The sequence below is a fragment of the Acidimangrovimonas sediminis genome (assembly GCF_002871005.1).
Taxonomy (GTDB): Bacteria; Pseudomonadota; Alphaproteobacteria; order Rhodobacterales; family Rhodobacteraceae; genus Acidimangrovimonas; species Acidimangrovimonas sediminis.
The window spans coordinates 296003-317158 of sequence record NZ_PHSN01000006.1; the positions used below are offsets into that span (position 1 = coordinate 296003).

The window sequence follows — 21156 nt, forward strand, 5'->3', positions numbered from 1 at the left end:
GGGGGTCCGGGGGTGTGAAACCCCCGGCCTCTCCACCCGGAAACAGGCCCTGTTCCGGCGAAAACCGCGTCAGATGAGCCAGCCGATATAGACGCCCACGCCCATCAGCGCGGCGCCCAGCAGCATCCAGCCATATTTCCCCAGCGCCTTTTCGGAATCCTCGACGATCTCTTCCTCGGCCTGCCGGATCAGCGCCTTTTCCACCATTTGCGGCAGCCGCGGCCCGAAGCGCGTCATGACCCGGGCGACATGGGCCAGGTCGCGGGCCATGGCATGGGGGCCGACGTATTGCTTGATGTAGCCCTCGACCACGGGCCGCGCGACTTCCCAGATGTTGATATGCGGGTCGAGCGAGCGGGCGACCCCCTCGACCACCACCATGGTGCGTTGCAGCAGGATCAGCTCGGTCCGGGTCTGCATGCCGAAGCGTTCCGTCACTTCGAACAGGTAGCTCAGCAGCCGCGCCATCGAGATGCGCGAGGCATCCATGCCGAAAATCGGCTCTCCGACGGCGCGAAGCGCGGTGGCGAAGGCCTCGACGTCGCGGTCCTTCGGGACATAGCCCGCCTCGAAATGCACCTCGGCCACGCGGCGGTAATCCTTGCGGATGAAGCCGTAGAGGATCTCGGCATAGACGCGGCGGGTGTATTCGTCGATCCGGCCCATGATGCCGAAGTCGATCGCCACGACCTCACCGTCAGGGCCGACCTTGAGGTTGCCTTGGTGCATGTCGGCGTGGAAATAGCCGTCGCGCAGCGCGTGGTTGAGGAACAATTGCAGCACCCGCGCGCCCAGTTCGCGCCGGTCGTGCCCCGCGGCGTCGAGCGCGTCGTTGTCGCCAAGCGGCAGGCCCTCGGCCCAGTCCATCGTCATCACGCCGCGGGCGGACAGGCCCCAGTTCGGCTGCGGTACGCGAAAGCCCTCGTCGCGCCTGGTGTTGTCGCCGTATTCCGAGGCCGCGGCGGATTCGAGGCGCAGGTCCAGCTCGCCCATCACCACGCCCTCGAAATGCGCGATCACGTCGCGCGGGCGCAGTCGGCGGGAAAACGGCAAGAGCCATTCGATCGCGTCGGCGGCGAAGTAGAAGGCGTCGATGTCGCGGCGGAAGGCCCGGTCGATCCCGGGGCGCAGCACTTTCACCGCCACTTCCTGTCCGGTCTCGGCCAGCCGCGCGCGGTGAACCTGCGCGATGGAGGCGGCGGCGACCGGTTCGGAGAATTCGGAATAGACCTCGGGGACGCGGATCTCCAGCGCCTCCTCGATCATCTTCTTGGCCTGCTGGGTGGGAAAGGGCGGCAGCTTGTCCTGAAGATAGCGTAGCTGCTCGGCGATCTCGTCGCCCACCACGTCGGGGCGGGTCGACAGGATTTGGCCGAACTTGATGTACGCCGGCCCCAGCGCGGTGATCGCGCGGGTGGTGGGCGGCAGGCTTTCGTCGCCCTTCAGCCCCAGCCAGGCGAAGGGCTTGCCGATCACCCGGGCCGCCAGCCGCAGGCGGGGCGGGGCGTTCATCTGCTCCAGCACGACCTTCATCGCGCCAGTCCGTTCGAACGTGGCCCCTGTGCGGACCAGTCGCCAGAAGTTGTGCGGGCCCCTCACGTCAGATCTTCCAGCCCGAGTGCAGGGCGGCGATGCCCATGGTGAGGTTGCGGTATTTCACCTGCTCGAACCCGGCGGCGCGGATCATGCCGGCAAAGGTTTCCTGGTCGGGAAACTTGCGGATCGATTCGACGAGGTACTGATAGCTGTCGCGGTCGTTCGCCACGATCTGGCCCATCACCGGGATGACGTTGAACGAATACAGGTCATAGGCCTTTTGCATCAGGTCGTTCGGGATCTGGCTGAATTCCAGCACCATCAGCCGCCCGCCGGGTTTCAGCACGCGGTAGGCTTCCTTCATCGCATCGGCGATGCGGGTGACGTTCCGGATGCCGAAGCTGATCGTGTAGACGTCGAAGGAATTGTCGGGAAACGGCAGGGCCATCGCATCGCCCACCACCCAGTCGAGGCTGTCGGCCATCTTCTCGGCCTCGGCGCGCTTGCGGCCCTCGACCAGCATGGATTCGGTCATGTCGCAGACCACGGCCCCGGCCCCCTGGGCGCGGTTCAGGAAACGGAAGGCGACGTCGCCGGTGCCGCCTGCCACGTCCAGCAGGCGCTGGCCCGGCCGGGGCGCCAGCCAGTCCATCATCGCGTCCTTCCAGGCGCGGTGGATGCCCATGGACATCAGGTCGTTCATCACGTCGTAGCGCGAGGCCACGCGGGTGAAGACACCATGCACCATGCCGGCCTTCTGATCTTCGGCCACGGTCTGGAAGCCGAAGTGCGTCGTCTTGTCGTGCTGCTCGTCCATCGGGCCTTGCCACTCATTCCGCTGCCCCTTCTTATAGGCCGCCCGGGCCCGGCTGCAATGCGCGCCGCGTCGCGCCCCGATCGGGGCTCCCGGGATTGCCCGCGAGAGAAGGACCGCAGACGTGCCAGAATTGCCCGAGGTCGAGACCGTCCGAAGGGGCCTCGTTCCCGCGATGGAGGGGCGTCGGATCGAGGCGGCTGCCGTCAACCGCCCCGATCTGCGCTGGCCCTTCCCGCCACGGATGGCCGAACGGCTGAGCGGTGCGCGGGTGGAGCGGTTGCGGCGGCGGTCGAAATACATCCTCGCCGATCTCGACACGGGCGAGACACTCATCATCCACCTCGGCATGTCGGGGCGGATGCAGGTCTCTGGGGTGCAGATCGGTTCGTTCTTCCACCCGCATCCGGCGCCCGAGAAGCACGACCATGTCGTGCTCGACATGGAGGGGGGGGCGCGGGTGACGTTCAACGACGCGCGGCGCTTCGGCTCGATGGACCTGATCGCGACTGAGATCGCGGAAACCCATCCGCTTTTGGCCGGAATAGGGCCTGAACCGCTGGGGAACACCTTTGACGAGGCGTACCTGGTCGCCCGCTTCCGGGGCCGCAACACGCCGGTGAAGGCGGCGCTGCTGGACCAGAAGGTGGTGGCGGGCCTTGGCAACATCTACGTCTGCGAGGTGCTGAACCGGGTGGGTATCGACCCACGGCGCAAGGCAGGGAGGATCGCCGCGCCGCGGGTGGCCTCGCTGGTGCCCGCGGTCCGGCAGGTGCTGGAGGAGGCGATCGCCGCGGGCGGGTCGAGCTTGCGCGACTACCGGCAGGCGGATGGCGAGTTGGGGTATTTCCAGCACGATTTCCGCGCCTACGGGCAGGAGGGGTGCCCCTGCCGCACCCCGGGCTGCGACGGCACGATCGCGCGGATCGTCCAATCCGGGCGATCGACCTTCTACTGCCCGCGCTGCCAGCGCTGAGCGCAACGTCGCAACTTGTCTGAGAGAGAGATGACTTGATCCCCGGGCCGGGACTGGTATGGACTCGGCCCCAGTGTGCCAAGAAGGAGCCTCCGCATGGCCTACGAGACGCTTATCGTCGAGATCGACGACTATGTCGCGCTGATCCGGCTGAATCGTCCCGACGCCCTGAACGCGCTGAATTCCCAGCTGCTCGGCGAACTTGCCGACGCGCTGGCCCAGGCCGACGCGAATGAAAAGGTCCGCTGCATCGTCATCACCGGGTCGGAAAAGGCCTTTGCCGCCGGTGCCGACATCAAGGAGATGAGCGAGAAGAGCTTTGTCGACGTCTATTCCGGCGACCTGTTCACCCCCGAGACGGAGGCCCTCCTGCGGGTGCGCAAGCCGATCATCGCGGCGGTCAACGGCTACGCCCTGGGCGGTGGCTGCGAACTGGCGATGATGTGCGATTTCATCATCTGCGGCGACAATGCCAAGTTCGGCCAGCCCGAGATCAACCTTGGCGTCATCGCCGGGATCGGCGGGACCCAGCGACTGACCCGCTTCGTCGGCAAGTCCAAGGCGATGGACATGCACCTGACCGGCCGCTTCATGGATGCGGCCGAGGCCGAGCGGTCGGGGCTCGTCAGCCGCGTCGTACCTTCGAAGAAGCTGATGGAAGAGGCGATGACAGTCGCCCGCAAGATCACCGAGAAGTCGATGATCACCACGATGGCGGCGAAGGAGGCGGTCAACCGCAGCTACGAAGTGCCGCTGCGCGAAGGCCTGCTGTTCGAGCGCCGGCTGTTCCACGGCCTCTTCGCGACCGAGGACCAGAAGGAGGGCATGGCCGCCTTCCTCGAGAAGCGCGAGCCGCAGTTCCGCGACCGCTGAGGCGGGTTTCAGACCTCTCCGCATGCGCCCCCGGCGCGTGCTTTCATAGGGTGCGTCTGGACGCACCCTACAGGGTTTTGCGGCCCATTTCGGGGTACGGATTTCCCCGCGCCGATCCGCCGCACGACAAAATCTTTTGATCCCTGCGGCCCGGAACGCGACAACCCGTCACCTCTTTCCTCTGGGCTCTCCGGCCTAGGTCCCGACCCGAAGGCGCATCTTCTGCGCCGACGGTCGTCACCGAAAGGAGGGTTCCATGCCCGGGTCCGACTTGGCCAATCTACTTGCCCGCATCGACTTTGGGCTGATCACGGCGATGCACATCGTCTACCCGCCGCTGACAATAGGGCTGTCGGTCCTCCTCTTGTTCGGGGAATGGCGCTGGGTGAGGACCGACAGCGAGCATTGGTACCGGATGACCCGGTTCTTCGAGAAGCTGTTCCTCATCAACTTCGGCGCCGGCGTCGCCACCGGGGTGACGATGGAGCTGGCCTTCGGCATCCTCTACGGGCCGTTCTCGGCCGCCGCTGGGCCGGTCTTCGGCCGGCTTCTGGGGTTCGAGACGATCACCGCCTTCATGTACGAGGCGGGGTTCGTCGGACTCATGGTCTTCGGCTGGCACAAGATCGGCCGGCGCATGCACCTGTTCGCGACCTTCAACGTGGCGCTTGCCTCGTCGATCTCGGGGTTCTGGATCCTCGCGGCGAATTCCTGGATGCAGGACCCGGAGGGTGTGGCAGAGGTCGGCGGCAACTTCTTCGCCACCGACTGGTTCAAGGTGATCTTCAACGACGACAGCCTGACCGCAGTTCCCCATATGCTGATCGCCGCGCTGGAACAGAGCCTTGTCGTCGGCGTCGCGGTGGCCGCGTTCTTCGTCTACAAGAGCCGCCACACCGAGATGTTCACCAAGGCGCTGCGGGCGCTGATCCCCGCACTGGTGATCGTCGCGGCGTTCCAGATCTTCATGGGCGACAGCCTCGGCCAGACCGTGGCCCATGCGCAGCCGGCGGCGCTGGCAGCGATGGAAGGTCACTATCACACCCACAATCCGGACGGGTCGGTGAACACCGGCTGGCACATCGTCATGTGGCCGAACGCCAAGGGTGACGGCACTGCCTGGTCGATCACCATCCCGCATGTCCTGAGCCTTCTGGAAACCCACAGCTGGAACGGCGCGGTGCCGGGCCTCGATTCGATCCCGCCGCAGGACCGGCCGCCGGTGCTTATCCCGTTCTATGCCTTCCGCGTCATGGTCGCGGCCGGTGGTGCGATCTTCCTGCTGTCGCTCTGGGGTGCGTGGCTGTTGTTCCGTGGCAGGCTGAGCGTCGAGGCGGCCAGCCGCAATCGCTGGTTCCTGATGGCCGCGATGGTGTCGCCGGTGCTGCCCTATATCGCGATCTGGACCGGCTGGTGGACGCGCGAGGTGGCGCGGCAACCCTGGGTCGTCTACGGGCTGATGCGCACGTCGGAGGGGCGCAGCCCGCTTTCCGCAGGGGCCGAGATCGCCTGGTTCGTGGGCTTTGCCGCCTTCGGCCTGCTGGTGATGGTGTCGACCCTGTACTTCATCCTGAAGGTCGTGCGTCACGGCCCGGACATGACCACCCCGATCCCGCGTGAGGGCGAGGAGCGGCACGAACAGCTGGGCAGCCTGCCCGCGGTTCAGCAGCATGCCGTCCCCGGGGAATGAGGAACACCGATATGCAACCCAAGACCCATTCGCCCCGAACCCATTCGCCCCGCACCCTGTTGAGGGCCTTTTGGGTCGGCCTCGCGCTGATGTTCGGCGCCATGACCATCGCCGCGCCCGCCACGGCGCAGACGGCGACAGCCCAGCAGCCGGGCCAGAGTGCTGTCGCAAGCGCCTCTGCAAATCCGGCCGAGGCGGCAGCGAAGGCGGCGGCGCGGAACCTTCCCATGTCGTTCACCACGCTCAAGGGGATGTCGTCCCAGACGGACCCGGCGCTGAGCGCCGCGCAGAAGCACCAGTTGCTGAACCGCGCGATGGAAACCCACAACCTGCTGTCGCTGGCCTGGGCGCTGGCGCTGGCGCTGAGCGTGGGGATGTATCTGATCCTCGACGGGGCCGACCTTGGCGCCGGGGTGCTGTCGCTGTTCCACAATGACAACCAGACACGCGACGGGATCATGGCCGCGATGGCCGGCACCTGGGACGCCAACGAGACATGGCTGATCGTCGCGGGCGGGATCCTGTTCGGGGGCTTCCCGCTGGTCTATGGCTCCATCTTCCACTACCTCGCGCTGCCGCTCGCAATCCTGCTGCTCGCCATCCTGGTGCGGGCGATCTCGATCGAGTTTCACCACCATGCCGAACGGTCCAAGCGCTGGTGGGGCTTCGGTTTCGGCTTCGGTTCCCTGGTCACGGCCTTCGGGATCGGCCTTGCCGGGGGTGCGGTCCTGCAGGGCGTGCCGCTGACCAACGTTCACGTGACCTATGCGGGCGGCGGCATCCACCGGGTGTTCGAGGGCGGCCTCTTCGACTGCATAACGCCGTTCAGCCTGTGGTGTGGGGTGGCGGGGGTGATCGCCTCGGTGATGGCCGGCGCGCTCTACCTGCGGGCGCGGTTCACGCTTGACAGTCCGCAGCGGCATATCGTCAAGCCGTGGCTGAACGTCTCGATGGCGCTGCTGGTCGTGTCGGTCGTGATCTCGGGCATCTGGATGTTCAGCGCGTTCGACTGGGTCTCGGCCCGCTGGGCCGGGCCGTTCTGGTGGGCTTTCGCGCTGGCCGGGCTGTGGATCGTGTTCACGGTCTGGAAGATGTGGGAAGCGGCGCACCGCGACCGCGACCTCGAATCGATGCTCTGGTACGCGGTCGCGACCGCCTCGGTGATGCTGACCGTCGGGCTGACGCTTTTCCCGTGGCTGGTGCCGGGGACGTGGACGATCTACGACGCGGCCGATCCGTCGCTGTCGCTGCTGAGTTTCACGCTGGCGATGGGCGGGTTCTTCCCGGTGATCCTGGTCTACAACTGGTACCAGATCTGGGTCTTCCGAGCCCGGATCTCGGCACTGGGAAGCTACGGCGCACACTGAGAAAGATCTTTTCGTAGGGTGCGTTCAACCGCACCCTACCGGGGGGCACCCGGCGGCTCAGTTCGACCCGAGGGCCAGCGTCTGTTCCCGCATCCAGGCCATGAAACCGCGCGGGTTAGACGACCATTCCTGAAGCGCCTCGGGCGCGATCGGGGCACCGATCACGGGGGCCTGCGGGCGGTTCAGCGCGTACTTGATCTCATGCAGCAACAGGCCCTGCCGCAGCGTGGGCGAAAGCTTGTTGGCGATCTGGTAGGCGCGAGAGTTCTGGCCGGGGAAGTAGATCGGCAGCACCGTGGCGCCCGAACGCAGCACCATCTTGGCGGTGAAGGGGTTCCAGTCGGCTTCGACCGCCGGGCCGAACCATGTTTCCGACGCCGCGACCTGGCCCGAGGGAAACAGGATCACCACGCCGTCGTTCTTGAGATGATCCATCGCATGACGGCGCATCTCCAGCCCCTTGCGCTGGGCGTCTTCCTCGTGCGGGAAGGGCACGGGGACCATGTGATAGGCGATTTCCTCGATCCCGGTCAGCAGCGACCGCGTCAGGATCTTGAAATCCTGACGGACCCGGCCGACGAGGCAGCCCATCACCAGACCGTCGACAAGGCCGTGAGGGTGGTTGGCGACCACCACCACCGGGCCCGTCTTCGGGATCCGGGCGATCTGCTCCGCCGGGGTCTGCAGGTCGATCCCCATGACGTCGAGCGTGCGGTCCCAGAATTCCTGACCGCGGGCGGGCCCGCGGGATTCGAACTGGCGGATCAGGTGCAGAAGGCGCAGCTTGCCCGTCGCCAGCTCGATCGCGCGGATCGAGGTGGATTTCCAGGGGTTGGTGAAGGTCCCGGCATAGGAAAGCCGCCGCTTGTCATACGGCGTATAGTCGGGATCACCGATGTACTTGTGATGCTCTTGGCTCTGGTCCGCCACAGATGAACCGTCCCACGGGGCCTGCTCGATCCCCGGATCGATCCGCCCCATCTAGAAGTCTTCCCCGAACCGGTCGGCCACCAGCGCCTCGAGCGCCACGGCCAGCTTGTCTGCCTCCGGGCCACTGGTCCGGACCTCAATAGTGCTTCCGCGCGACGCTGCCAACATCAAAAGCCCCATGATCGAATCGCCGGACACATCCATGCCGTCCTTGCTGACCTCGGCCGAGGCGTCATGGGCCTCGACCACCTCGACGAACTTGGCCGATGCGCGGGCATGAAGTCCCTTTTCGTTCACGATCTTCAGAACGCATTCCGTCATGGGTTCTCCGTTCCCCCGCCCACATCCATGGAATCGATATACTTGCGCCCGGCCTCCATCGCAGCCTGAACTGCCTCGGGCACGCTCAGCCGGCGCGATTTCGCCAGCTTGACCAGCATCGGAAGGTTGGCGCCGTACAGGATGCGGCGGTTGCGGGGCATGCAGGCCGGAAGCGAAAGGTTCGAGGGCGAAGAACCGAACATGTCCGTCACCACCACCACGCCGGAGCCGTCGTCGACCTCATCCGCAGCGCGGCGGATCTCGGCCTGCTTGGCGTCGCGGTCGTGGTCGTTCTCGATTGTGATCGCGCGGATCCCGGTCTGGGCGCCGACCACATGTTCGACCGCGGCGAGATATTCCCGCGCGAGGCCGCCATGTGCAACGATCACGATGCCGATCACGGCCGTCCCTCCGGGGCCGCGTTCGCCGCCCGCCGTTCAAGTTCCCTGTGCCGTTTTGACACCGCCCAGCCCTGCTGCGCAAGCGCATGCGCCAGTTTCTCGGCCATTGCAACCGATCGGTGTTGCCCGCCGGTACACCCGAAGCCGATCGCGAGGTGGGGTTTGCCCTCTTCCAGCTGTGCGGGCATCGCGATCGCCAGCAGCTCGACGATCTTGTCGAAGAAGGCGGCGGCGTTCGGATCGGCCCAGATATAGGCGGCGACCGCCGGGTCGCGTCCGTCCTGCGCGCGCAGCGCCGGATCCCAGTGCGGATTGCGCAGGAAGCGCACGTCGAAGATCATGTCCACCCCGCGCGGAACCCCGCGACGGTAGGAAAAGGAATGCACCGACACTGCCATGCGCGGCCCGCCATCCGCCGGGGCGAACCAGCGTTCCAGTTCGGCGCGCAGGTCGTGCGGGGTCAGGTCCGACGTGTCGATCAGCACGTCGGCCCGGGCACGGATCGGTGTCAACAGGTCGGCCTCGCGCAGCACGCCCTGCGCCGGGTCGCCATCGGGGGCAAGCGGATGACGGCGGCGGGTCTGGGCGTAGCGGCGGATCAGCTCGTCCTCGGTACAGTCGAGGAACAGAAGCTCCAGCGCGACGTCGGGGCGGCGGGTGAGGGTGTCGATCAGATCGATCGTGGCGGAGGCGCTGAAATCGCGGTTGCGCACGTCGATGCCAAGGGCCAGCGGGCGGGCCAGCGGCGGGCCGTCGAGCAGCCGGGGGACCAGGCTGAGCGGCAGGTTGTCGATCGCCTCGGCGCCAAGATCCTCAAGCGCGGCAATCGCGGTGGAGCGCCCGGCGCCCGAAGGCCCGGTGACCAGCACCAGCCGATGTCCGGCCTCGCCCGTGCTCATTTCGTGCCTCATGCGATCCGACCTGCCCGAAGATATTGCACCAGTGCGGCAGGGAAATGGCCAGTCGCGGGGCCGTGACAAAGCGGCACAGCGCACCCCTGCGCGGTGAAGACGCGCTCGGGCGGGAGGCGGCTGGTCTCGGTCGCGCCGAGGTCGACGGCAAGGGCGATCTCGGCCTCGTCCAGCGCGTCGGCGGCCAGGATGCCGATGCCGCGGGCCTCGATCCGGCCGAAGATGGCCGCGGGGGCGCGCGCGATCAGCCGCCCGCCGCGCGGCATCAGGCTGGTGCGGTCGTCGGCCACCAGCCGCGCGCCAAGCGCCATCAGTTGCAGCGCCAGCGCCGACTTGCCGGCCCCCGAGGGCCCGAGAATGAGAACGCCGCGCCCTTCGAGCGCGACGCAGGAAGCGTGGATCATGGTTTCGGCGTCCGGAGGCGGAGAGGCCTTTCGCGGGGCGTCGGGGGCGGCCGGCGTCACACCGGCAGACCCACGACGAAGCGGGCGCCAAGCGGCTCCGAGGTGGCATCGGCGTCGGTCGGGCGGATGTTCTCGGCCCAGATCACGCCGCCATGCGCCTCGACGATCTGCTTGGAAATCGACAGGCCAAGGCCCGAATGGTCGCCGAACTGCCCCGGCGGACGTTCCGAGTAGAACCGCTTGAAGATCTTGCCGAGTGCCTGATCCGGGATGCCCGGGCCGGTATCCTCGACCACCACGAGAACGCGGTTCTCGCGCTGGCGGGCCCAGACCCGCACCGCGTCGCCATCTTCGCAGAAGGACACGGCGTTGGTGATCAGGTTGACGAAGACCTGCGCCAGCCGCGCCTCGAGCCCGTGCACCAGGATCGGCTGCGAGGGCAGGTCGGTGATGAAATCCACCCCCTTCTGCGCCGCTTCCTTGCCCAGGTAGTCGCCGAGGTTGCCCAGCATCTTCAGCAGGTTGAACTGTTCTTCCTCTTCCTTCACCAGTTCGCTGTCGAGGCGCGAGGCGTTCGAGATCTCGCTGACCAGGCGGTCGAGGCGGCGCACGTCATGCTCGATCACGCCCAGAAGCTTCTCGCGCTGGTCGTCGCGTTTGGCCAGCCGCATCGAGGCCACGGCGGATCGAAGCGAGGCAAGCGGGTTCTTGATCTCGTGCGCCACGTCGGCGGCGAACTGTTCGTTCGCCTCGATCCGGTCGTAAAGCGCGGCCACCATGCCACGCAGGGCGATCGACAGGCGCCCGATCTCGTCCGGGCGGGCGGCGAGGTCTGGGATGCGCACGCGCGCGGGGCTCATCTTGCGGGCCTGCCGGTCGCGGCCCAGTTCGGCTGCGGCGGCGAGGTCGGACAGCGGGTTGGCGATGGTCGAGGCCAGCACCAGCGACAGCCCGACCGACACGAGGATGGCGATGACGAACATCTGCAGCACCTGCTCGCGCTCGTAGCGGACGAGCTGGTCGATCTCGCCGGCGGCGGAGGTCGCGGCGACGACGCCCACCACCTTGCCGGCCCGCACGATCGGGGTGGCGACGGCAAAGATCGTGGCGCCCTTCGAATTGGTGCCGGTGTTGACCTGGGTGGTGCCCTTCGCGGCGGCGGCCACCAGCGCGCGGGCCTGGTCGGCGGCGTTGTAGCCGGGCTCCGTTCCGCGGTCGGGCGTCAGGACGCCCGAGATCCCGTCCCAGATCCAGTTCAGGAAGCTGGTGATCACGGTGTTGCGTTCCCCCTTGCCGGCAACGCCGGTCAGGGGGGCGGCCTTGGCCTGCCCGACCGCCTGGCTGAGCTGCATGCCGTCCGCATCGTAGAGGAACAGCTCAACCCCGTGGGCGAGGCTGCCGGCCGCCAGTCTGGCCGTCGCGGCAACGGCGGGGCCCGCGTCCGGCGCGGCCATGCCGCCGGCAGGAAGGTTGTTTTCGACCATCGAGGCGATCAACCCGGCCTGCGCGACCAGCGCATTCTCGCGCTGCTGCACCAGGCTGTCACGGAAGGGATTGAGGTAGAGCACCCCCGCCACCAGCAGGATCAGCGCCATCAGGTTGAAGGTGATGATCTTGCGCGCCAGCGGTGAGCGGTTGAGCGACACGAGACGCGACCGCTTGTGGCGTGCGCGCGCCTCGGGGTCGGCGTCCGACGCGACCCAGTCTTCGCCCAGCAGGACGTCGCCGCTGCTGCCGGCGGCTTTTGCCCCCGGCTTCGCGGATGACTTCGGGGCGGCTGAATCTTGTGAATCGAAGCGCGAGGCGAGGGTCATGACGACACTGTCATTCTTCGTTGTAGCGGTAGCCGATGCCGTAGAGTGTTTCGATCGCCGAGAAGTCGGCGTCTACCGTGCGCATCTTCTTGCGCAGCCGCTTGATGTGGCTGTCGATGGTGCGGTCGTCGACATAGACCTGGTCATCATAGGCGATGTCCATCAGCTGGTCGCGGCTTTTGACGAAGCCGGGGCGCTGTGCCAGGGCCTGAAGCAGCAGGAATTCGGTCACGGTCAGCGACACGTCCTTGCCCTTCCAGCTGACCGCGTGGCGCAGCGGGTCCATCGTCAGGCTGCCGCGCTCCATCACCTTGGTTTCCTCGGTGACCGCGACCTCGCCGGATCCCAACGCCTCCTGCCGGCGCAGCAGTGCGCGGATACGTTCGACCAGCAGGCGCTGGCTGAACGGTTTCTTGACATAATCGTCCGCCCCCATCCGCAGACCGAGAACCTCGTCGATCTCGTCGTCCTTGGAGGTCAGGAAGATGACCGGCATCGTGGTGCGCTGGCGCAGCCGCTGCAGCAGGTCCATGCCGTCCATGCGCGGCATCTTGATGTCCAGAACGGCCATGTCGGGCAGCCGCTTGTTAAAGGCATCGAGGGCCGACTGGCCATCGTTGTAGGTTTCGACTTCGAACCCCTCGGCCTCGAGGGTCATCGAAACCGACGTCAGGATATTCCTGTCGTCATCCACGAGCGCAATACGCGACATGTAACCATTTCCTCGTTCTGCTCTGATTTGCCTGCTTTTTGCCACATTGTCCGGACTATCCGCCACGGAATCAACTGCAAACTGCGAATCACCTGCCCGATGCGCCTTCAGAAGAGGCGAAATTTCCGAAGCATTGACTAATTTGCCTCACCTTTCCGGGATGGTTGCGCTATCGTTCGCTTGGTTGCGCTAACGGTGGCAAAGCGTCCTGTTCCAACTTTGTAACCGCATGTTAATAGGCCTTGTCGGCCCGGAGGAGGACCGGCCGGCACGTTCCGCAGCCCTAGCCGGAACAGGGCCGTCACGGATTGCATTTGGAATGCCACCACGGCTGGCATCAGGAGCCTACAGATGACGAACGGACGCGTTAACCCGGCCCAACGCTTGGAAGACCAGGGGATCGAGGGGCTCGGCAATGTCTATTACAACCTGATCGAACCTGCTCTGGTGGAGGCGGCCGTGAAGCGCGGCGAGGGCAAGCTCGGTCTCGGAGGCACCTTCCTGGTCGACACGGGCGTCCACACGGGCCGGTCGCCCAAGGACAAGTTCGTGGTTCGCACGCCCAGCGTCGAGAACGATATCTGGTGGGAAAACAACAAGCCGCTGTCGCCCGAGTCCTTCGACGTTCTCTACGCCGACATGATCGCCCACATGAAGGGCGGCGACTACTTCGTTCAGGATCTCTACGCCGGGGCCGACCCGACCTACCGCCTCGACGTGCGCCTGGTGACCGAGCTGGCCTGGCACGGCCTTTTTATCCGGCACCTGCTGCGCCGTCCCGCGCGCGAGGAGCTTGACGGCTTCATGCCCGAGTTCACGATCATCAACTGCCCCAGCTTCAAGGCCGACGCGGAACGTCACGGGGTGCGCAGCGAGACCGTGATCGCGCTGAACTTCGACAAGAAGCTGATCCTGATCGGCGGCACGGAATATGCCGGCGAGAACAAGAAATCGGTATTCTCGCTGCTGAACTACATGCTGCCGGCCAAGGGTGTCATGCCGATGCACTGCTCGGCCAACCACGCGCCGGGCAACCCCGAGGATGCGGCGGTGTTCTTCGGTCTGTCGGGCACCGGCAAGACCACGCTGTCGGCCGATCCCGCGCGCATCCTGATCGGCGATGACGAACACGGCTGGTCCGACAAGGGCAGCTTCAACTTCGAAGGCGGCTGCTACGCCAAGACGATCAGCCTTTCGCCCGAGGCGGAGCCCGAGATCTACGCCACCACCAGCCGTTTCTCGACCGTGATCGAGAACATGGTGTGGGACGAGGACACGCTGGAGCTGGACTTCGAGGACATCTCGAAGACCGCGAACATGCGTTGTGCCTACCCGCTGGATTTCATTTCCAACGCCTCCGAGACCGGGGTGGCGGGGCATCCGCGGAACATCGTTATGCTGACTTGCGACGCCTTCGGTGTGCTGCCGCCGATCGCCCGGTTGTCGCCCGCGCAGGCGATGTACCACTTCCTGTCGGGCTTCACCGCGAAGGTGGCCGGCACCGAGAAGGGCGTGACCGAGCCCGAGCCCACCTTCTCGACCTGCTTCGGCGCGCCGTTCATGCCGCGCCGGCCCGAGGTCTACGGCAAGCTGCTGCAGGAAAAGATCCGGCAGCACGGCGCGTCGTGCTGGCTGGTCAACACCGGCTGGACCGGCGGCGCCTATGGCGTGGGTTCGCGCATGCCGATCAAGGCGACGCGGGCGCTCCTGACGGCGGCGCTGGACGGGTCGCTCCACTCGGTGCAGTTCCGCAAGGATCCGAACTTCGGCTTCGAGGTGCCGGTGGCGGTGCCGGGCGTCGACGTCGCGCTGCTGGATCCGCGCCAGACCTGGGCGGACAAGGCGGCCTATGACGCGCAGGCGGCCAAGCTGGTGGGCATGTTCGCCGACAACTTCGCGCAATACGCACCCTACATCGACGACGACGTGAAGGCCGCTGCTCTGGGCTGACCCGCCCGCGGGCCAGACGCCGACCTGTCATTGCGTAGGGCCCCCGCTTGGGGGCCCTATCCGCATCTGCCCTCCGCAAGGGCGCGCCGGCACGATGGCCTTTTTGCTGACACGAAGTGCGGACTTTTCCGGGGCGATAGACGGAGCGCTGAGGTAGGCACCGGCGGCTTTGCAGCCCCTACGCGTGGCCCCGCGTGAAGCTGGCGAGGGGGCCGATCCGCATCGGCCCCCTCGAAATCCTGCCGCTGACCGGCGGAAATTGTGCCGAATACGGCGAGGGTGCGATCAGCGCGTCGGAACCGGCGTCTCGCCGCGGTAATCGTAGAACCCGCGCTTGGTCTTGCGGCCAAGCCAGCCGGCCTCGACATACTTGGTCAGCAGCGGGCAGGGGCGGTACTTGGTATCGGCCAGCCCTTCGTGCAGGACGTTCATGATCGCGAGGCAGGTGTCGAGCCCGATGAAATCGGCCAGTTCCAGCGGCCCCATCGGATGGTTCGCGCCCAGCTTCATCGACTCGTCGATCGACTTCACGTTGCCCACGCCCTCGTAGAGCGTATAGACCGCCTCGTTGATCATCGGCATCAGGATGCGGTTGACGATGAAGGCCGGGAAATCCTCGGCGCTCGCCGCGGTCTTGCCCAGGCTCTCCACCACGCCCAGCAGGGTCTGATAGGTCTCCTGGTCCGTCGCTATGCCACGGATCAGCTCCACCAGCTGCATCACCGGCACCGGGTTCATGAAGTGGAAGCCCATGAACTTCTCGGGCCGGTCGGTGCGGCTTGCCAGCCGGGTGATGGAGATCGACGAGGTGTTCGAGGTCAGGATCGTCTCGGGCTTCAGATGCGGCAGAAGATCCTCGAAGATCGCCTGCTTCACCGTCTCACGCTCGGTCGCGGCCTCGATGATCAGGTCGCTGGGGCCGAGGTCGGTCAGCGTCAGCGTTGTCTTGATGCGCCCCAGCGCCGCCGCCTTGTCCTCGGCCGTGACCTTGCCGCGGCTGACCTGCCGCTCGAGGTTGCGGTCGATCAGCGCGATCGCCTTGTCGAGGCCGGTCTGACTGATGTCGTTGAGCAGCACGTCATAGCCTGCCAGCGCAAAGACATGGGCGATGCCGTTGCCCATCTGGCCCGCGCCGACGATCCCTACCGATTTAACTGCCATGCGCCGTCTCCACCTCCTCGTTCGCGTCGCGCGCACCATATGCGGCGGTGCGGCATAGGTGCAAGGCGGCGCTGCCCGGAGTGCTGCGAATTCTAGGGATCGCGGCACCTACCGGCGGCGCGCCTTAGCGCTTTCGCAACCCCCCGGGGCGATGCTGGGCGCGAAGGTGAGTCGCAATCCAAGGGTGGGTGCAATGGCGTACGAGATCACGGGCGGTGGAACGCTCGACTATCATCCCTGCCGCTACGGGCAGTCGAAGCTGGTGTTCCGCGGCCCGCGCCGCAAGCTTGACGGAAACTTCTGCGCGGTGCTGGGCGGGAACGAAACCTATGGCCGCTTCATCGAGCGGCCCTACCCGGCGCTGGTCGAGGAAGCGACCGGCCTGCGCATGGTCAACTTCGGTTGCATGAACGCGGGGGTCGACGTCTATCTGAACGATCCGGGCGTCGTCGATCTGTGTGCAAGCGCGCGGGTGACCGTGGTACAGGTCATGGGCGCCCACAACATGACCAACCGCTTCTATGCCGTGCATCCGCGCCGCAACGACCGGTTCCTGCGCGCCTCGTCCCTGCTCAAGACGATCTACCGCGAGGTGGATTTCACCGAATTCCACTTCACCCGCCATATGCTCAGGGCGCTGCAGGAGCTGTCGCCCGAGCGGTTCGAAGTGGTCGCGGATGAGCTCAAGGCCGCCTGGGTGGCACGTATGCAGCTTCTGCTGCGCCGGATCCCGGGCAAGACGGTGCTTCTGTGGACCGCGGACCACGCCCCGGCCGCGGGCGGCGCCGCGCCGCGCCTGGACCGCGAGCCGATCCTCGTCGATCGCGACATGATCGCGGCGGTGGCCGTGCATGCGACCGAGACGATCGAGGTGATCTCATCCCCCGCCGCGCGGGAAGCGGGAAATCAGGGCATGGTGCTCTCGGCCCTCGACGAGGCGGCGGCGAGCGAGCTTCCGGGGCCCGCGGTGCATGCCGAAGTCGCCCGCGCGCTGGCGCCGGTCCTGCGGAAGATGGTATCGGCCTGAACGCGGGAGACCAGTCGGGATGCGGCTTGGCGGGGGACGGTCACCGGGGGTTTCACACCCCCGGACCCCCGTGGGATATTTTCGCTCAGAAGAAAGGGATGCGTTGTTTTTCCGGGCCGTAGGGTCGGGGCACGATTGCGGCGGTCCGGACAGGGCTGTCCGACAGGGCGGTGCGTGGTGATCTGGTGAAATTGCGCCCCCCGCCGGGAGGGCGCACGGGCGCGACGGTGTCGGCCGGGGCGGTCAGTCCCGGGCCAGATCCATCAGGTATTTTCCATAGCTGTTCTTGGCGAAGGTCTCGGCCCGCGCCCTGAGGTCCTGCGTGCTGATCCAGCCCTTCTGGTAGGCGATCTCGTCCGGCGCGCCGACCTGAAGGCCCTGCCGTTCTTCCAATGTGCGGACGAAGTTTCCCGCGTCCAGCAGGCTTGCATGGGTTCCGGTGTCGAGCCAGGCGTAGCCGCGGCCCATGCGGCTGACGGTCAGGCTGCCGTCTTGCAGGTATTGCTCCAGCAGGTCCGTGATCTCCAGCTCTCCCCGGGCTGAGGGGGCGACCTTGCGCGCCCTTTGCGGGGCCGTGCCGTCCAGGAAGTAAAGGCCCGTCACCGCGTAGTTCGAGGCCGGTTGCGCGGGTTTCTCGACGATCGAGCGGGCGTTGCCCGCGGCGTCGAAACCGACCACGCCGTAGCGCTCCGGATCCGACACCCGGTAGCCGAAAACCGTTCCGCCGCTTGCCTGCGCATCGGCCCGGGCGAGGATTTCGGGCAGGCCGTGCCCGAAAAAGATGTTGTCGCCCAGCACCATGGCCGAGGGGGCGCCGGCCAGGAAATCCTCGGCCAAGAGGTAGGCCTGGGCCAGGCCTTCGGGGCGCTCCTGCACGATCCAGGTGAAGGAGAGACCGAACTGGCTTCCGTCGCCCAGCAGGCGCTGGAACTGCGCCTGATCCTGGGGCGTGGTGATGATCGCGATCTGGCGGATGCCCGCGAACATCAAGACCGTCAGCGGGTAGTAGATCATCGGCTTGTCGTAGACCGGCAGCAATTGCTTAGAGATGCCCATGGTCACGGGGTAGAGCCGCGTGCCCGAGCCGCCGGCCAGAATGATGCCCTTTCGCGTGGTCATGTCAGCGCCCCCAGTTCGGTCAACACATCGTTCAGCCCCGGCCGCCAGTCCGGCCGCGCGATGCCGAAGGCGGCCTCGGTCGCGGTGCAATCGAGCCGCGAGTTCGCGGGCCGGGCTGCGGGGGTCGGGTAGGCGGTGGCGGGAATATCCTCGACCCTGCAGCCGAGATGCGCCCGGGCGAAGATCTCGCGCGCGAAATCGGCCCAGCTTGCCTCCGGCGCGCCGGCGAAATGATAGGTGCCGCTCAGCCCCGGGTCACGGAGGAGGGCGTCGGCCATCGTGACCAGCGCCGCGGCGAGCGCCGCCGCCGGCGTGGGCCCGCCGATCTGATCGGCGACCACCCGCAGGCTGTCGCGCTCCGCCCCGAGCCGCAGCATCGACTTGACGAAATTCGCGCCATGGGCCGAGAACACCCAGGAGGTGCGCAGGATCCCGTGCACCCCGCCCGCCGCCCGCACCCCGTTTTCGCCCGCAAGCTTGGTGCGGCCATAGGCGCCCAGCGGCGCCGTTTCCGCCTGCGGCTGCCACGGGGCGGCGCCGGATCCGTCGAAGACGTAGTCGGTCGAGACATGCAGGAAAGGGATCCGCCGCGCGGCCGCTGCCCGGGCCATCGCCGTTGGTGCCAGGCCGTTCACGGTTGCCGCAATCTCCGGTTCGGTCTCGGCGCGGTCGACGGCCGTGTAGGCGGCGGCGTTGATCACCGCCGCGGCGTCGGTGGTCGCGACGATCCCGGCGCAGAGCGCGGGATCGCGCAGGTCCGCCGCGTCCCGGCCGAGGAACCGCGCCCCCGGCAGAAGATGCGCCAGTTCGCGGGCAAGCTGGCCGGTTTCTCCGAAGATCAGCACGCTCATGTCCCGGTTCCCAGTCGTTGGCCCACGCCCGCGCGGTTCTGCAGCGCACGCCACCAGCCCTCGTTGTCGAGATACCAGCGCACCGTGCGGCGCAACCCCTCCTCGAGCGTGACGGAGGGGCGCCAGCCCAGCTCCTCGCGGATCCGCCCGGGGTCGATGGCATAGCGCGCATCGTGGCCGGGCCGGTCGGTGACGAAGGCGATCTGGCCGGCATACGGCGCCGCGCCGGGGCGCATCTCGTCGAGCAGCGCGCAGATCGTCCGCACCAGATCGATATTGCGCGCCTCGTTCTCGCCACCGATGTTGTAGCTGCGCCCGGACCGCCCGCGGGTCAGCACGGTCAGCAGGGCGTCTGCGTGATCTTCGACGAACAGCCAGTCGCGCACGTTCTCCCCACGACCGTAGACAGGGATCGGCTGCCCGGCCAGCGCGTTCAGGATGACCACAGGGATCAGCTTTTCGGGGAAGTGGAACGGCCCATAATTGTTGGAGCAATTGGTCAGGACGACGGGCAGGCCATAGGTTTCGTGCCAGGCCCGGACCAGATGGTCCGACGCCGCCTTCGACGCGGAATACGGACTGCGCGGATCGTAGGGCGTGACCTCTGTGAACTTGCCGGTCGCGCCGAGGGAGCCGTAAACCTCGTCGGTCGAGATGTGGTGAAAGCGGAAGGTGTCGGGCCGGCCCGCGTGGATCCAGTGGGCCCGGGCGGCCTCCAGCATGTTGTAGGTGCCGGTAACGTTGGTCTCGACAAACGCGCCGGGGCCGTCGATCGAGCGGTCGACATGGCTTTCCGCGGCGAGGTGCATCACCGCGTCGGGCCGATGCGCCGCGAACACCCGGTCCAGCGTGGCGCGGTCGCGGATGTCCGCGTGCTCAAACGCGTAAAGCGGGCTGTCGGCTACCTCGGCCACGTTGTCGAGGCAGGCGGCATAGGTCAGCGCGTCGAGGTTCACCACCTCGTGGCCCCGCGCCACCGCAAGCCGCACCACCGCGGAGCCGATGAACCCCGCGCCGCCGGTCACGAGGATCTTCATGCCGCGCCTCCGTAGGTGAACGGAGAGTCGAAATCGGCGAAATCCATGGCCCGGGCATCCTTGTCGGACAACACCGCGCTGCCCGGGGCGATGCCCCAGTCGATGCCGATCTGGGGGCTGTCGAACCGCACCGCGCCATCGCAATCGGGGGCGTAGTAGTCGGAGCATTTGTAGGCGATCTCGACATCGTCCTCGAGCGTGACGAAGCCGTGGAGGAACCCCGCGGGGATCATCATCTGGCGCCCGTTCTCGAACGAGAGTTCGGCCCCGGTCCACTGGCCGTAGGTGGGCGATCCCTTGCGGATGTCGACTGCCACGTCGAACAGGCGGCCACGGCTGCAACGCACCAGCTTTGCCTGCGCGTGAGGGGGGGCCTGGAAATGCAGGCCGCGGACCGTGCCCCGGCTGGCCGAGAAGGAGTGGTTGTCCTGCACGAAGGGGGTGGTGATGCCGGCCGCGGCGAAAGTGTTGCAGTTCCAGCTTTCTGAGAAGAAGCCCCTCGAATCGCCGAATCTGTCCGGGGTGACGACAACGACCCCCTCAAGCGTGGTCGCCTCGGTCCTGATACCCATGTTCTTGCCTTTGTCCGCAGTGTGTCTCACCCCGGCCCACCACAGGCGCCACCTTACCCCAAGTGACCCACACGTCAAACGTGCGTCTTCACCGGGGATGAAAGTGGTGCGGCCAGGGGATGGATGCCCCGGGGCGGCTAGAGCGAGGCCGCGGCGCGGGAGGCCTGGTCGTAAAGGCCCGAGAGGCTGCGCAGCACCGCGGCGACATGGCTGATCTCGTCATAGTCGCGGCCCGAGGCCTCGGTCGCCTCGAGCAGGCATGTGCGCCTGAGCTTGCCGTAACGGGTGCACAGATCGGCGCCCTCGGGCGTGGTCTGGTAGAACATTTCCTTGCCCATCTTGCGCCCCTCCACCAGGCCCGCGCGTACCAGCTTCTTCAGTGCGTAGTTCACGGTGTGGGTGTCGTCGATGTTGAGCATGAATGCCACGTCGATCAGCCGCTTTTCCTTGGTGCGGTGGTTGACGTTGTGCAGGATCAGGATGTCGAGCGGGTTGAAATCCTTGTGCCCGAGCGCGGCCATGCAATGCAGCATCCAGCGCGAAAAGGCGTTGTTGGCCATGGTCAGCGCGTATTCCAGCTCGCTCATCTGCCAGCCGGGGCCGTCGCCCGCGAGATGCGCGGACGAGACGATCGCGGCCTCCGGTGTCTTGGGCTGGGTCTTGGGGGGTGTGGACATGGCGGGCTCCTCT

At 66.7% G+C, this 21156-nt stretch carries 21 protein-coding genes; 6 read left to right on the plus strand and 15 right to left on the minus strand.

What is annotated here, in order from left to right:
• Positions 1 to 69: 69 nt before the first annotated feature.
• Both ubiB and ubiE read right to left on the minus strand, forming a co-directional pair.
• Positions 70 to 1599 carry a 2-polyprenylphenol 6-hydroxylase gene (ubiB, locus tag CVV76_RS07840; RefSeq protein WP_102224069.1) on the minus strand — a complete coding sequence of 510 codons (1530 nt, stop codon included), beginning with the start codon at positions 1597 to 1599 and terminating at the stop codon, positions 70 to 72.
• A gap of 1 nt (position 1600) precedes the next feature.
• A complete protein-coding gene (gene ubiE / locus CVV76_RS07845) occupies positions 1601 to 2353 on the minus strand; it encodes a bifunctional demethylmenaquinone methyltransferase/2-methoxy-6-polyprenyl-1,4-benzoquinol methylase UbiE (RefSeq protein ID WP_102224070.1) in 753 nt (250 codons plus the stop codon).
• A gap of 121 nt (positions 2354 to 2474) precedes the next feature.
• Between ubiE and mutM the strand changes: the two genes are divergently transcribed.
• From mutM to CVV76_RS07865, 4 genes are all read left to right on the plus strand, one after another.
• Entirely contained in the window at positions 2475 to 3326 is an 852-nt protein-coding gene (gene mutM, locus CVV76_RS07850; RefSeq protein WP_102224071.1) for a bifunctional DNA-formamidopyrimidine glycosylase/DNA-(apurinic or apyrimidinic site) lyase, read from the plus strand.
• Positions 3327 to 3422: 96 nt separating this feature from the next.
• Positions 3423 to 4199: an enoyl-CoA hydratase gene (locus tag CVV76_RS07855; protein ID WP_102224072.1), complete on the plus strand. Its 777-nt coding sequence runs from the start codon at positions 3423 to 3425 to the stop codon at positions 4197 to 4199.
• 256 nt (positions 4200 to 4455) lie between these two features.
• Positions 4456 to 5889, plus strand: coding sequence for a cytochrome ubiquinol oxidase subunit I (locus CVV76_RS07860; RefSeq protein ID WP_102224073.1), 1434 nt, complete (start codon positions 4456 to 4458; stop codon positions 5887 to 5889).
• A gap of 11 nt (positions 5890 to 5900) precedes the next feature.
• Positions 5901 to 7256, plus strand: a complete 1356-nt coding sequence (locus CVV76_RS07865) for a cytochrome d ubiquinol oxidase subunit II (protein ID WP_199178526.1) — start codon at positions 5901 to 5903, stop codon at positions 7254 to 7256.
• A gap of 57 nt (positions 7257 to 7313) precedes the next feature.
• On the opposite strand, the gene CVV76_RS07870 is transcribed toward CVV76_RS07865, so the two are convergent.
• From CVV76_RS07870 to CVV76_RS07900, 7 genes are read right to left on the minus strand one after another with little or no spacing between them, the layout of a single operon-like run.
• Positions 7314 to 8237, minus strand: a complete 924-nt coding sequence (locus tag CVV76_RS07870) for a lysophospholipid acyltransferase family protein (RefSeq protein WP_102224074.1) — start codon at positions 8235 to 8237, stop codon at positions 7314 to 7316.
• Positions 8238 to 8507 (minus strand): HPr family phosphocarrier protein, encoded by a 270-nt coding sequence (locus tag CVV76_RS07875; protein WP_102224075.1) that lies wholly within the window; start codon positions 8505 to 8507, stop codon positions 8238 to 8240.
• Positions 8504 to 8908 (minus strand): PTS sugar transporter subunit IIA, encoded by a 405-nt coding sequence (locus tag CVV76_RS07880; protein ID WP_102224076.1) that lies wholly within the window; start codon positions 8906 to 8908, stop codon positions 8504 to 8506. Before CVV76_RS07880 ends, CVV76_RS07875 begins: the two co-directional genes overlap by 4 nt.
• Positions 8905 to 9807, minus strand: a complete 903-nt coding sequence (rapZ, locus tag CVV76_RS07885; RefSeq protein ID WP_102224077.1) for an RNase adapter RapZ — start codon at positions 9805 to 9807, stop codon at positions 8905 to 8907. Before rapZ ends, CVV76_RS07880 begins: the two co-directional genes overlap by 4 nt.
• A gap of 8 nt (positions 9808 to 9815) precedes the next feature.
• On the minus strand, positions 9816 to 10223 hold the full coding sequence (locus tag CVV76_RS07890; protein WP_102224078.1) for an HPr kinase/phosphorylase: 408 nt from the start codon (positions 10221 to 10223) through the stop codon (positions 9816 to 9818).
• 56 nt (positions 10224 to 10279) lie between these two features.
• Positions 10280 to 12037: a sensor histidine kinase gene (locus tag CVV76_RS07895; RefSeq protein ID WP_102224079.1), complete on the minus strand. Its 1758-nt coding sequence runs from the start codon at positions 12035 to 12037 to the stop codon at positions 10280 to 10282.
• Between the two features lie 10 nt (positions 12038 to 12047).
• Positions 12048 to 12749: a response regulator transcription factor gene (locus tag CVV76_RS07900; protein ID WP_102224080.1), complete on the minus strand. Its 702-nt coding sequence runs from the start codon at positions 12747 to 12749 to the stop codon at positions 12048 to 12050.
• Positions 12750 to 13100: 351 nt separating this feature from the next.
• Here CVV76_RS07900 and CVV76_RS07905 point away from each other — a divergent pair, with 351 nt between their 5' ends.
• Complete coding sequence (locus CVV76_RS07905) at positions 13101 to 14699, plus strand: phosphoenolpyruvate carboxykinase (protein WP_102224081.1); 1599 nt, start codon at positions 13101 to 13103, stop codon at positions 14697 to 14699.
• Positions 14700 to 14984: 285 nt separating this feature from the next.
• Here the strand turns inward: CVV76_RS07905 and CVV76_RS07910 are convergent, their stop codons facing one another.
• Positions 14985 to 15860 (minus strand): 3-hydroxybutyryl-CoA dehydrogenase, encoded by an 876-nt coding sequence (locus tag CVV76_RS07910; protein ID WP_102224082.1) that lies wholly within the window; start codon positions 15858 to 15860, stop codon positions 14985 to 14987.
• Between the two features lie 193 nt (positions 15861 to 16053).
• Here CVV76_RS07910 and CVV76_RS07915 point away from each other — a divergent pair, with 193 nt between their 5' ends.
• Positions 16054 to 16887 carry a DUF6473 family protein gene (locus CVV76_RS07915; RefSeq protein ID WP_102224083.1) on the plus strand — a complete coding sequence of 278 codons (834 nt, stop codon included), beginning with the start codon at positions 16054 to 16056 and terminating at the stop codon, positions 16885 to 16887.
• Between the two features lie 243 nt (positions 16888 to 17130).
• On the opposite strand, the gene rfbA is transcribed toward CVV76_RS07915, so the two are convergent.
• The 5 genes from rfbA to CVV76_RS07940 all read right to left on the minus strand — a co-directional run bounded on the left by rfbA (position 17131) and on the right by CVV76_RS07940 (position 21143).
• Positions 17131 to 18006: a glucose-1-phosphate thymidylyltransferase RfbA gene (gene rfbA, locus CVV76_RS07920; RefSeq protein ID WP_102224084.1), complete on the minus strand. Its 876-nt coding sequence runs from the start codon at positions 18004 to 18006 to the stop codon at positions 17131 to 17133.
• The gene (rfbD, locus tag CVV76_RS07925; RefSeq protein ID WP_102224085.1) at positions 18003 to 18857 is read right to left on the minus strand and encodes a dTDP-4-dehydrorhamnose reductase; all 855 of its coding nucleotides are present in this window, start codon (positions 18855 to 18857) and stop codon (positions 18003 to 18005) included. The genes rfbA and rfbD overlap by 4 nt, the downstream gene beginning before the upstream one ends.
• Positions 18854 to 19894 carry a dTDP-glucose 4,6-dehydratase gene (rfbB, locus tag CVV76_RS07930; RefSeq protein WP_102224086.1) on the minus strand — a complete coding sequence of 347 codons (1041 nt, stop codon included), beginning with the start codon at positions 19892 to 19894 and terminating at the stop codon, positions 18854 to 18856. Before rfbB ends, rfbD begins: the two co-directional genes overlap by 4 nt.
• On the minus strand, positions 19891 to 20466 hold the full coding sequence (rfbC, locus tag CVV76_RS07935) for a dTDP-4-dehydrorhamnose 3,5-epimerase (protein ID WP_102224087.1): 576 nt from the start codon (positions 20464 to 20466) through the stop codon (positions 19891 to 19893). The genes rfbB and rfbC overlap by 4 nt, the downstream gene beginning before the upstream one ends.
• A gap of 137 nt (positions 20467 to 20603) precedes the next feature.
• Complete coding sequence (locus CVV76_RS07940; RefSeq protein WP_102224088.1) at positions 20604 to 21143, minus strand: winged helix DNA-binding protein; 540 nt, start codon at positions 21141 to 21143, stop codon at positions 20604 to 20606.
• Positions 21144 to 21156 lie beyond the last annotated feature (13 nt).